General features: G+C 62.1%; 6 protein-coding genes. 4 read left to right on the forward strand and 2 right to left on the reverse strand.

Annotated features, from left to right (window positions below; translation table 11 throughout):
- Positions 1 to 36 precede the first annotated feature (36 nt).
- Positions 37 to 2490, reverse strand: a complete 2454-nt coding sequence (gene xdhB, locus AC0Z8Z_RS23825) for a xanthine dehydrogenase molybdopterin binding subunit (protein ID WP_485620753.1) — start codon at positions 2488 to 2490, stop codon at positions 37 to 39.
- Complete coding sequence (gene xdhA / locus AC0Z8Z_RS23830) at positions 2483 to 3952, reverse strand: xanthine dehydrogenase small subunit (RefSeq protein ID WP_485620754.1); 1470 nt, start codon at positions 3950 to 3952, stop codon at positions 2483 to 2485. Before xdhA ends, xdhB begins: the two co-directional genes overlap by 8 nt.
- 317 nt (positions 3953 to 4269) lie before the next feature.
- Here xdhA and AC0Z8Z_RS23835 point away from each other — a divergent pair, with 317 nt between their 5' ends.
- The 4 genes from AC0Z8Z_RS23835 (at position 4270) to ligA (ending at position 11970) form a co-directional block, all read left to right on the forward strand.
- On the forward strand, positions 4270 to 4929 hold the full coding sequence (locus AC0Z8Z_RS23835; RefSeq protein ID WP_122537308.1) for a GntR family transcriptional regulator: 660 nt from the start codon (positions 4270 to 4272) through the stop codon (positions 4927 to 4929).
- Between the two features lie 3 nt (positions 4930 to 4932).
- Positions 4933 to 8421, forward strand: coding sequence for a chromosome segregation protein SMC (gene smc / locus AC0Z8Z_RS23840; protein WP_485620755.1), 3489 nt, complete (start codon positions 4933 to 4935; stop codon positions 8419 to 8421).
- Between the two features lie 274 nt (positions 8422 to 8695).
- A complete protein-coding gene (zipA, locus tag AC0Z8Z_RS23845) occupies positions 8696 to 9547 on the forward strand; it encodes a cell division protein ZipA (protein ID WP_122537306.1) in 852 nt (283 codons plus the stop codon).
- 74 nt (positions 9548 to 9621) lie between these two features.
- Complete coding sequence (gene ligA, locus AC0Z8Z_RS23850) at positions 9622 to 11970, forward strand: NAD-dependent DNA ligase LigA (RefSeq protein WP_485620756.1); 2349 nt, start codon at positions 9622 to 9624, stop codon at positions 11968 to 11970.
- Positions 11971 to 12840: the final 870 nt, after the last annotated feature.

Below are 12840 nucleotides of genomic sequence, written 5' to 3' on the forward strand. Positions count from 1 at the left end.
CTTGCTCGCGAAAGCGTCAGCACAGGCCGCCACTGCTTAATCGACGCGAAGCGTCTCGGGCTGCATTCCCACGCGGAGCCCCGGAGCAGGTTCTGAAACGATCTCGGCAGCGTTCTCGGCAGCTAACTCCGCATCGCGACGCAACGCCCGCATCTGCTCACACCCCCACAACACCCGCTCCGGGGTCGCCGGCGCGTCGATTTTCGGCTGATGCTTGTAATCGCCCAGACTTGCCACCGCATCCTTGATCGCGCACCACGCGGCGATGCCCAGCATGAACGGCGGCTCGCCCACGGCTTTGGAATGAAACACCGTGTCTTCCGGGTTCTTGCGGTTTTCCACCAGCTTCACGCGCAGGTCCGCCGGCATGTCGGCCACGGCCGGAATCTTGTAGCCGGCCGGTCCGTTGGTCATCAGCTTGCCCTTGTCGTTCCACACCAGTTCCTCGGTCGTCAGCCAGCCCATGCCTTGGATGTAGCCGCCCTCGACCTGACCGATGTCGATGGCCGGATTCAGGGAGGCGCCGACGTCATGAAGAATATCCGTGCGCAGCATTTTGTATTCGCCGGTCAGGGTGTCGACCAGCACTTCGGTGCAGGCCGCGCCGAAGGCAAAGTAATAGAACGGCCGACCCCGCGCCTGGCTGCGGTCGTAGAAGATCTTGGGTGTCTTGTAATAGCCGGTGCTCGACAGCGACACCTGGCCCATCCACGCCTGCTGCGCGAGGGTATCGAAGCTGATGACCTGCTCGCCGACGCGCACATGGCCGTTGCGAAACTCAACCCGCGACTCATCGCACTGGTAATGCTTGGCCGCAAATTCCACCAGCCGCTGCTTGAGGATTTCTGCAGCGTTCTGCGCCGCCTTGCCGTTCAGGTCGGCGCCGCTTGAGGCTGCGGTTGGCGACGTGTTCGGCACCTTGTCGGTGTTGGTCGCGGTGATCTGCACGCGGTCGATGTCGACCTGGAACACCTCGGCCACCACCTGCGCCACCTTGACGTTCAGGCCCTGGCCCATCTCGGTGCCGCCGTGATTGAGGTGGATGCTGCCGTCGGTGTAGATGTGGATCAGCGCGCCGGCCTGATTGAGGAAGCTGGCGGTGAAGGAAATGCCGAATTTCACCGGAACCAGGGCCAGGCCTTTCTTCAGAATCGGGCTGTTGGCGTTGTAAGCCTTGATCGCCTTGCGCCGCTCCGCGTAGTCACTGCTTTCCTCAAGCTCGGCGGTCATTTCTTCGAGCATGTTGTGCTCGACCGTCTGGTAGTAATGGGTGACGTTGCGCTCGGTCTTGCCGTAGTAGTTGGCCTTGCGCACTGCCAGCGGGTCCTTGCCCAGATGCCGGGCGATGACGTCCATCACTTCTTCAATGGCGACCATCCCTTGAGGGCCGCCGAAGCCGCGGTAGGCCGTGTTCGACGCGGTGTTGGTCTTGCAGCGATGGCCGTTGATCGTGGCGTCGCCCAGGTAATAAGAATTGTCGGCATGAAACATCGCCCGGTCGACGATGGACGCTGACAGGTCTGGCGAGTAGCCGCAGTTGCCGGCCAGCTCCAGCTGAATGCCGTGCAGGCGCCCGTCGTTGTCAAAGCCCACGTCGTACTCGACGTAAAACGGGTGGCGCTTGCCGGTCATGATCATGTCTTCCATGCGCGGCAGGCGCATTTTGGTCGGCTGGCCGGTCAGGCGCGCCACCACCGCACACAGGCACGCGGGGCTCGCGGCCTGGGTTTCCTTGCCGCCAAAGCCGCCGCCCATGCGGCGCATGTCGACGACGATCTTGTTCATCGACACATCCAGCACTTCGGCCACGAGCTTCTGCACTTCGGTGGGGTTCTGCGTCGAGCAGTAAACGATCATGCCGCCGTCTTCCGTGGGCATGACCGACGAAATCTGCGTCTCCAGGTAGAAGTGTTCCTGACCGCCGATGTGCAGCGTGCCCTGAACCCGGTGGGGAGCGGAGGCCAGCGCCGCCGCCGAATCACCGCGCTGGTGGGTGTGGCTGTCGAGCACGAAGTGCTTGTTGCGGTACGCCTGAACCACGTCGAGCACGGGCTCCAGGTCTTCGTATTCGATGATCGCGGCCATCGCCGCCTTGCGTGCGGTTTCCAGATCCCGGGCGGCCACGGCAATCACCGGCTGACCGACGAACTCGACCGTGTCGACGGCCAGCAACGGATCGCCGGGCAGCAGCGGGCCGATGTCCTTGAGGCCCGGAATGTCTCCGTGGGTGATGGCGATGCGCACGCCGTCGAAGGCGTAGCAGGGCGACACGTCGACGCGGACGATGCGCGCGTGGGCCCGGTCGGACAGCCGCGCATACACGTGCAGCTGATTGGGGAATTCGAGACGGTCGTCGATGTAGATCGCTTCGCCGGAGACGTGCTTGTCGGCGCTGTCGTGCTTGACGCTGCGGCCCACGCCGGTGGTCAGGTCCTGTTGAAACAGGGCGACCATTTCTTCCTGGGACCTGGCTGAATGATGATTAGACATAAGCTGTCACCCGCGTCTGGATGTGAGGCGTTTGCACTTCAATGAAGTATTTGCGCAGCAGGTTCTGCGCGCTGAGCAGGCGGTATTCCTTGCTCGCGCGGAAGTCCGTCAGCGGCGTGAAATCCTCGGCCAGCGCAGCGCAGGCGCGCTCGATGGTGGCCGACGTCCACGGCTGGCCGATCAGTGCCTGCTCGCAATGGGCCGCGCGTTTGGGGATTGCCGCCATGCCGCCAAAGGCCGCGCGGGCGTCGACGATGGCGCCGTTTTCGACGTGTACGCGGAACGCCGCGCAGACCGCCGAGATGTCGTCGTCCAGCCGCTTTGAAACCTTGTACGCGCGAAACGTCTGCCGGGCATTGGCGCGGGGCACGATGATGCGCTCGATGAACTCGCTTTCCTGACGCACCGTCACCCGGTAATCGATGAAGTAATCCTCCAGCGCCAGGGTGCGGGTCTGCTCCCCTTTGCGCAGCACGATCTTCGCGCCCAGTGCGATCAGCAGGGGCGGGGAGTCGCCAATCGGCGAGGCGTTGCCGATGTTGCCGCCGAGGGTGCCCTGATTGCGGATCTGCAGCGATGCAAAACGGTGCAGCAATTCACCGAAATCCGGGTACTCGCGGCTCAAGGCTTCGTAGCAATCAGTGAGGGCCGTTGCCGCGCCGATCTCGATGCGGTCTTCGAAGTGCTCGACTTTCTTCATCGCCGCGACGTTGCCGACGTAGATCATCACCGGCAGCGGGCGATGGAATTGCGTCACTTCAAGGGCCAGGTCGGTGCCGCCGGCCAAGAGCCGGGCCTGGGGATTGGCCTCGTAGAGTTCGGCCAGATCCGCCACGGTCAGCGGCACCAGGCAGCGCTTGTCGCCGCTGTTCAGCTCGCCGGTTTGCGTTGGCGCGATGGCCTTGAGGCGGGCGATGGTCTGCGCCTTCAGGGCATCGAACTGGTCCGACGACGGCTGACTGCAGCTTTGCTCGGCCGCCGCGAGGATCGGGCGATAACCGGTGCAGCGGCACAGATTGCCGGCCAGGGCTTCGTGGGCCTGAGCATGTTTTGTTTCAGAGGAGGCGGATTCGGCGCTGTTCTTTTGCAGCGCGAACAGCGACATGACAAAGCCCGGCGTGCAGAAGCCGCATTGGGAACCGTGGCAGTCGACCATCGCCTGCTGAACGCTGTGCAAGCGGCCCTGATGCTTGAGGTCTTCGACGCTGATTAGCTGCTTGCCGTGCAGCGAGGCCACGAAGGTCAGGCACGAATTGAGGCTGCGATAGCTCAACTGCTCACGGCCCGCCGCGTCGGTGGTCAGCTCGCCGACAACCACGGTGCACGCGCCGCAATCGCCGCTGGCGCAGCCTTCTTTAGTGCCGGATTTGTGCAGGTGCTCGCGCAGATAGTTGAGCACCGTCACATTGGGGTCCAGAGCCTGTTCGGTTTTCAGCTCTTGGTTCAGGAGAAACTGGATCACGGGTCGCGCCTCGTTCTTGTCATTAAAAGCACTGGTCACAGCTGCCGGCGGATGGGTCATCGAACATGTCGATGAATCTATCAGCTCTGACTATCGGGTCAATTAGTTTCTGACTCAAAGGTCAAGAAATTCATTATTTCGAGAAATGGCCGATAACCCACAAGACGATAACGTCTAAAGACTGAGTGCTCGTGAGCAGAACATGTCCGTGTTTCTGCTTAATTCGTGCCAGTTTCCACAGTATGGCCCTGCGCCACAGACCTGCAGTGCGATACACTCCGCCGCTTGTTTGCGACCAAAGAAGTTGAAGGTAAGAAATGACGTTCAAGGCACCTGACAGCCTCGCCGAGCAGATCGCTCACCACCTGGCCGAGCGCATCATCCGCGGCGAGCTCAAGCCAGGGGAGCGGATTCAGGAGCAGAAGGTCACGGCCGCGCTGAACGTGAGCCGAGGCTCGGTGCGCGAGGCCTTGTTGATCCTCGAGCGCCGCCATCTGATCGTGATCCTGCCCCGTCGTGGCGCGCAGGTCTCGGTCCTGACCCCGCACAACATCACCAGCCTCTGCGCCCTCATGAGCGAGATGTACATCCTCCTCGGTCTGGCCGTGGCGCGCAGCTGGAAAGAGCCGGTTGACCTGGCGGCGTTCCAGCAGATTCAGCAGCGGCTCATCGCCAGTTGCGAACGCCAGGACGTCAAAGGCTTCGTCGAAGAGAGTTTCAACGTGATGCGCGCGGCCTATCCGTTCGCCAACAACCCGTACCTGGAAGAGACCGTCGAGAACCTGCAGCCGTCCATGAGCCGCTTCTACTTCCTTGCCCTGGATCAACGCCAGGCGGAAATGAGCGAGTACCTGACCCTCTTCGGCCAGTTGCTCGAAGCGGTGGTGGCGCGGGATCTGGTGCGGATCCGCGACGTACTGACCTGCTACGCCGAGCGCAGCTGCCAATCGGTGTTGTCTGCCCTGGCGGCCAGCTGATTCATGCGCCTCAAGTGCATCAGGCTGGCGGGGTTCAAATCGTTCGTCGACCCGACGACGGTGAACTTCCCCAGCAACATGGCGGCCGTGGTCGGCCCCAATGGATGCGGCAAATCCAACATCATCGACGCGGTGCGCTGGGTCATGGGCGAAAGCTCGGCCAAGAACCTGCGCGGCGAGTCGATGACCGACGTGATCTTCAACGGCTCCACCAGCCGCAAACCGGTGAGCCAGGCGAGCATCGAGCTGGTTTTCGATAACTCCGACGGCACCCTGGTGGGCGAATACGCCAGCTACGCGGAAATCTCCATTCGCCGCAAAGTGACCCGCGACAGCCAGAACAGCTACTACCTCAACGGCACCAAATGCCGTCGCCGCGACATCACCGACATCTTCCTCGGCACCGGCCTGGGCCCGCGCAGCTACTCGATCATCGAACAGGGCATGATCTCCAAGCTGATCGAAGCCAAGCCCGAAGACCTGCGCAATTTCATCGAAGAAGCCGCTGGCATCTCCAAGTACAAGGAGCGCCGCCGCGACACCGAAAACCGCATTCGCCGCACCCACGAGAACCTCGCGCGCCTGACCGATTTGCGCGAAGAACTGGGTCGTCAGCTGGAGCGTCTGCAGCGTCAGGCCCAGGCGGCCGAGAAGTATCAGGAATACAAAGCCGAAGAGCGTCAGCTCAAGGCACAACTGTCGGCGTTGCGCTGGCAGGCGCTGAACGAGCAAGTGGCCCAGCGTGAATCGGTGATCGGCAATCAGGAAGTCGGCTTCGAGTCACTGGTCGCCGATCAGCGCAGCGCTGACGCTGCCATCGAGCGCCTGCGGGACGGTCATCACGACCTGTCCGAGCGATTCAATCTGGTGCAGGGGCGTTTCTATTCGGTGGGCGGCGACATCGTCCGGGTCGAGCAGAGCATTCAGCACGGTCAGCAACGTTTGCGGCAGTTGCAAGACGATTTGCGCGAAGCCGAGCGCGCGCGCCTGGAAACCGAATCCCACCTGGGCCACGACCGCACGCTGCTGGCGACCCTCGGCGAAGAGCTGGAAATGCTCGAGCCGGAGCAGGAGATCACCCTCGCCGCCGCCGAAGAATCCGCCGCCGCGCTGGAAGACGCCGAAACCGCGATGCACGCCTGGCAGGAACAGTGGGACGCCTTCAACCTCACGTCCGCCGAACCCCGGCGTCAGGCAGAAGTGCAGCAGTCGCGCATTCAACAGCTGGAAACCAGCCTGGAGCGTCTGGCCGAGCGTCAGCGGCGTCTGGGCGAAGAGCGTCAATTGCTCGCGGCGGACCCTGAAGACGCGGCAATTCTCGAACTCAGCGAAGACCTCGCCGCCCGGGAAATGGCTTTCGAAGAGCTGACCGCCGAAGAAGAACACCTGATCGAGCGCCTTGAGCAACTGCGTGTCGATCTGCAACAGGCCACCCAGGCGCAACAGCAGGCCCAAGGCGATCTGCAACGCTTGAACGGCCGGCTTGCGTCGCTGGAGGCGCTGCAACAGGCAGCACTCGATCCCGGCACCGGCACCGCCGAATGGCTGCGTGATCATCAGTTGAGCGAGCGTCCGCGTCTGGCCGAAGGGCTGCGGGTCGAGGCGGGCTGGGAAATGGCCGTGGAGACCGTGCTGGGCGCTGACCTGAATGCGGTGCTGGTGGATGATTTCGCCGGTCTCGATCTGGTCGGATTCAGTCAGGGCGACTTGCGCCTGGTAAGTCCCGGCGCTGACGTCACGCGGATCCCTGGCAGCTTGCTGGACAAGGTCGACACGCAGGTCGATCTGACCCACTGGCTGGGCCAGGTCAAACCCGTTGAAACCCTGGACGATGCGCTGGCGCTGCGCGGCCAACTGGGCGCCGGTGAGAGCTTGATCAGCCGCGACGGCTACTGGGTCGGGCGGGATTTTCTCCGTGTGCGCCGTGCAAGCGAGGCCGAAAGCGGCGTGCTGGCGCGGGGTCAGGAATTGCAGCGTCTGGAAGGCGAGCGCGAAGAGCGCGAAGCGACCCTGGCCGCGCTTGACGAGCAGCTGTCGACCCAGCGCGAGCAGCAACGTATCCAGGAAGACAACCGCGAGCAATTGCGCCGCCGCTTGCAGGACGAAGCCCGTCAGCAGAGCGAGCTTAAAGCGCAGTTGTCGGCCGCCAAAGCCAAGGTCGAGCAACTGACCCTGCGCCGCACGCGGCTCGACGAAGAATTGACCGAGCTCGCCGAACAGCGGGCCATGGAGCAGGAAACCCTCGGCGAATCCCGCCTGCAGTTGCAGGACGCCCTCGACAGCATGGCGCTGGACACTGAACAGCGCGAGTTGCTGCTGGCACAGCGCGACAGCCTGCGCGAGCGTCTGGACCGGGTGCGTCAGGAAGCCCGCCAGCATAAGGATCACGCCAACCAGTTGGCCGTGCGCCTGGGTTCGCTGCGCGCGCAGCATGATTCCACGCGCCAGGCCCTGGAACGTCTGGAGATGCAGTCCGAGCGCCTGACCGAGAAGCGCGAGCAACTGAGCCTGAATCTGGAGGAGGGCGCCGCGCCGCTGGAAGAACTGCGCATGAAGCTCGAAGAGCTGCTGGAAAAGCGCATGGTGGTCGACGAAGAGATGCGCACCGCCAAGAACGCCCTGGAAGATGCCGACCGCGAACTGCGCGAGGCCGAGAAACGCCGCAACCAGGCCGAGCAGCAATCAGCGCTGTTGCGTGGGCAACTGGAGCAGCAGCGCCTTGAATGGCAATCGCTGACCGTCAGACGCAAGGCGCTTCAGGAGCAACTGCACGAAGACGGCTACGACCTGGATGGCGTATTGGCGACGCTCACCGCCGAGGCGAACGAGAAGGCCGCCGAAGAAGAACTGGAACGCATCGCTGCGCGAATTCAGCGTCTGGGCGCAATCAACCTCGCCGCCATCGACGAGTATCAGCAGCAGTCCGAACGCAAACGCTATCTGGACGCCCAGGACGCCGATCTGGTCGAAGCGCTGGACACGCTGGAAAGCGTGATCCGCAAGATCGACAAGGAAACGCGCAACCGTTTCAAAGAGACCTTTGATCAGATAAACAGCGGAATTCAGGCACTTTTTCCAAAAGTTTTCGGTGGTGGCAGTGCTTACTTGGAACTGACGGGCGAAGATTTACTCGATACAGGGGTGACGATCATGGCGCGTCCTCCCGGCAAGAAAAACAGCACGATCCATTTGCTGTCCGGGGGTGAGAAAGCCTTGACCGCGCTGGCGCTGGTTTTCGCCATCTTCAAACTCAACCCGGCGCCGTTCTGCATGCTCGACGAAGTCGATGCGCCGCTGGACGACGCCAACGTGGGGCGCTACGCCCGGTTGGTCAAAGAGATGTCGCAGACCGTGCAGTTCATCTACATCACCCACAACAAGATCGCCATGGAAATGGCTGACCAGTTGATGGGCGTCACCATGCACGAGCCAGGCTGTTCAAGGCTGGTGGCAGTCGACGTAGAGGAGGCGATGGCGCTGGTGGAGTCGTAGCAGGATGCGCAGTTGATCGCGTGGCGATCATGCAGATTTGCAGGGAAAAGTGGTGCACGGGCGTCCAGTACAGGAACCACCGCCGCAGCGTAACAGATGCTTGTGACCTGCCAGATGTAACAGACGGTGTAAAGTTGCCTTTGGTCGTGCTAGCTTAATGTCCACTTTTCCATTTCGCGTGGGTAAAAGGCCATTCAGAACATAGAGTTGGCTCCACGTTTTAAAGGGGTTTGCGCCCTTAATTTTCAGAATTTCATTAGAGGCACGGGACTACATGGAAATCGGTCTGCGAGAGTGGCTGATCGTCATCGGCATTATTGTCATCGCCGGTATTCTGTTTGACGGCTGGCGCCGGATGCGCGGTGGCAAGGGCAAATTGAAATTCAGGCTGGACCGCAACTTGTCCAACCTGCCGGACGACGACGAACCGACGTCCGCTGAAGTGTTGGGCCCTGCGCGCGTTCTCGACACCCATAAAGAACCGAAACTCGACGAGCATGACCTGCCTACGATGAGTGCAGCGCCCCGCGAGCGCGCCGAACGTGAACCGCGACGCGGCAAGCGCAAGGACGAGCCGCACCAGGGTGATCTGAACCTCGGCGCCAACGGCCCGGACCTGTTCAGCGCTCGGGACGATGATTTCCCGGACGACAAGCCGAACCAGCGCATCACCGAAGACAAGGATCTGCCACCGGTTGAGGAAGTGCTGGTGATCAGCGTGATCTCCCGTGACGAAAGCGGCTTTAAGGGACCGGCGCTGTTGCAGAACATTCTGGAAAGCGGTCTGCGCTTCGGCGAAATGGACATTTTCCACCGTCACGAAAGCATGGCCGGCAACGGCGAAGTGCTGTTCTCGATGGCCAACGCAGTCAAGCCGGGCGTGTTCGATCTGGACGATATCGACCACTTCAGCACCCGCGCCGTGAGCTTCTTCCTGGGTCTGCCAGGGCCGCGTCACCCGAAGCAGGCGTTTGATGTCATGGTCGCAGCGGCTCGCAAGCTGGCCCATGAGTTGAACGGTGAGTTGAAAGATGACCAGCGCAGCGTCATGACCGCGCAGACCATCGAGCATTATCGTCAGCGCATCGTCGAGTTCGAACGTCGCGCCCTGACCCAGCGTCGTTGACTGGCGCTCCCACAGATTCAAGCATCACCAAATGAGCAGCTTCGGCTGCTCTTTTGCATTTCGAGAACACACCTATGAAAGCCGCCGAAACCCGCATCCTTGAACTGCGCGCTGAGCTGGATCAGCACAACTACCGCTATCACGTCCTCGACGAGCCGAGCATCCCGGACGTCGAATACGATCGGCTGTTCCACGAGCTCAAGGCGCTGGAAGCGGAGAACCCGCATCTGGTGACCCCGGACTCGCCGACCCAGCGTGTCGGCAGCGCGGCCCTGTCGGCGTTCACCCAGGTGCGCCACGAAATCCCCATGCTCAGCCTGGGCAACGCCTTCGAAGAAACCGACATGCTCGAGTTCGATCGTCGGGTCAACGAAGGCCTGGACCTGCCGGCTGCTTCGAAGAAAGTGGAATACAGCTGCGAGCCGAAACTCGACGGCCTGGCGGTCAGCCTGCTGTATCAGAACGGCGCCCTGGTGCGTGGCGCCACCCGCGGCGATGGCACCACCGGCGAAGACATCAGCGTCAACGTGCGCACCGTGCGTAATATCCCGCTGAAGCTGCACGGCAAAGGCTGGCCGGACACCCTCGAAGTGCGCGGCGAAGTGTTCATGTCCAAGGCCGGCTTCGAGCGTCTGAACGCCAGCCAGCTTGAAGTGGGTGGCAAGACCTTCGCCAACCCGCGCAACGCGGCGGCCGGCAGCCTGCGTCAGCTGGATTCGAAAATCACCGCCAATCGCCCGCTGGAATTCTGCTGCTACGGCATCGGTCAGGTGTCCCATGACATCGCCGAGACCCACACCGGCAACCTGCAGCAGTTGAAAGAGTGGGGCATGCCAATCAGCCGCGAAATGAAGATCGCCCACGGCATCGAAGACTGCCTGAAGTACTACCACGACATCGGCGAGAAACGTCTGTCGTTGCCGTACGAAATCGACGGCGTGGTGTTCAAGGTGAACAGCATCGCCGCCCAGCGTGAGCTGGGTTTCCGCGCCCGCGAGCCGCGCTGGGCGATCGCCCACAAATTCCCGGCCATGGAAGAACTCACCGAGCTGCTGGACGTGGAATTCCAGGTGGGCCGCACCGGCGCCGTCACGCCGGTGGCCCGTTTGAAGCCGGTGAAAGTCGCCGGTGTCACCGTCGCCAACGCGACGCTGCACAACATGGACGAAGTGGCGCGTCTGGGCCTGATGATCGGCGACACGGTGATCATCCGCCGCGCCGGTGACGTGATTCCTCAGGTGGTACAAGTGGTGCAAGAGCGCCGCCCGACAGACGCCCGCGCCGTCGAGATCCCGCAGACCTGCCCGGTGTGCGGCTCGCTGGTCGAGCGCACGCAGCTGATCAAACGCAGCAAGGGCAAGGAAACCATCAGCGAAGGCGCGGTGTATCGCTGCGTCGGCCGTCTGGCCTGCGGCGCGCAGCTGAAACAGGCGATCATCCATTACGTGTCTCGTCGCGCGATGGACATCGAAGGCTTGGGCGACAAAACCATCGAGCAACTGGTGGACGAGAAGCTCATTGGCTCGCCGGCCGATCTGTACAAGCTGACGTACGAGCAAATCATTGATCTGGAGGGTTTTGCCGACATCTCCAGCAAGAAGCTGCTCAAGGCCATCGACGACAGCAAGCAGCCGACGCTGGCGCGGTTCATCTATGCGCTGGGCATTCCGGACGTGGGCGAGGAGACGGCGAAGGTGTTGGCGCGCTCGTTGGGTTCGCTGGATCGGGTGATTGTGGCGCTGCCGGAGGTGCTGACGTATCTGCCGGACGTGGGTCTGGAAGTGGCCCACGAGATTCACAGTTTCTTCGAGGACGAGCACAACCAGAACGTGATCGGTGCCTTGCTCGGCGAATGCCAGATGCAGCTGCAGGACACGGGCGATCTGGGTGCCGAGTTTGCGGCGAGCGCGACGTTGGGCGGCCTGCTGGATAAGTTGAATATTCCGTCGGTGGGGCCGGGTGCGGCGCAGAAGCTGGCGGACAAGTTCGGCACCCTTGAGGCGGTCGTCAAGGCGGACTGGCTGGATATGCGGCAGACGCTGCCGGAGAAGCAGGCGCAGGCGGTGCGGGCGTTTTTCGATGTGCCGGAGCATGCGCAGCGGGCCTTGGCGATCGAGCAGCAGCTGAAGGATTTCGGCATGCACTGGCAGAGCGAGAAGAAGGTGGTGGAGGGTTTGCCGCTGGCCGGGCAGACGTGGGTCCTGACCGGGTCGCTTGAGCTGATGAGCCGGGATGTCGCGAAGGAGAAGCTGGAGGGGCTGGGCGCGAAGGTGTCCGGTTCGGTGTCGGCGAAGACCCACACGGTGGTGGCCGGGCCGGGGGCGGGCTCGAAGTTGACCAAGGCCAATGAGCTGGGGCTTACGGTTTTGGACGAAGCGGCGTTCGTGGCATTTCTGAAAAATCATGGCGTTGACTTAGGCTAGAGCAAAATCAAGAGCGTCTGCCTGGGGGCAGACTGTTTCGCCTTCGGCGAGTTACTTGATAAAGCCCCAAGTAACCAAGGGCTTGTGCTCCTGGTTGGGCCCCTCGTTCCTCGGGGTTCCTTCACTCCGGTCCCGCTCCGTGGGCCTGCGCCGAACGGACATCCATGTCCTGACGGCGCTCTCGCCGCATCCATGCGGCTCGGCCCACTACGCAAAACCTGCGTTCAGCCTGCACCCAAGTCGCGATGGGTGGTGACTGAGCCTCTTGTGTTTGAAGAGCAAAAGCACATCAAGTGCAAGATCAAAAGCTTCCCGGCTAAAGCCGGTCCTACAGTCGAGGTTTTCCGCGAGTCCTGCGAGATGCATGCGCTGCCGTTCGTGGGACCGGCTTCAGTCGGGAAGGGGGTGGCTCAGGCGCCATCCATTTTGCTGATGGCACCTCCTCCCTGTGGGAGCGAGCTTGCTCGCGAATGCTTTATCCAACACGCCAGATATCCGATGGATGTACCGGCCCCTTCGTGAGCAAGCTCACTCCCACAAGTCCGTAGCGACTGATCTGCCCTCGATCTGCTCTTGATCTGCCTTGCTTTGCTTTTGATCTTTCCTACGAAGCAAGTCCAGACACCGCCAAACGCGACTTTGGTGCAGGCTGAACGCAGGTCTTGCGGAGTGGCTCGAGCCGCATGGATGCGGCGAGAGCGCCGTCAGGACATGGATGTCCGTTCGGCGCGTGCCCACGGAGCAAGACTGGAGTGAAGGAACCCTGACGAAGGAAGGGCCAAACCAGGAGCAGGCACCCTTGGTTACTTGGGGTGCTTTTCCAAGTAACTCGCCGAAGGCGAAATGCCCGCCGTTAGGCGGGTCCCCGGA

It is taken from the genome of Pseudomonas sp. 1L-C-7-B-C1, assembly GCF_057291635.1.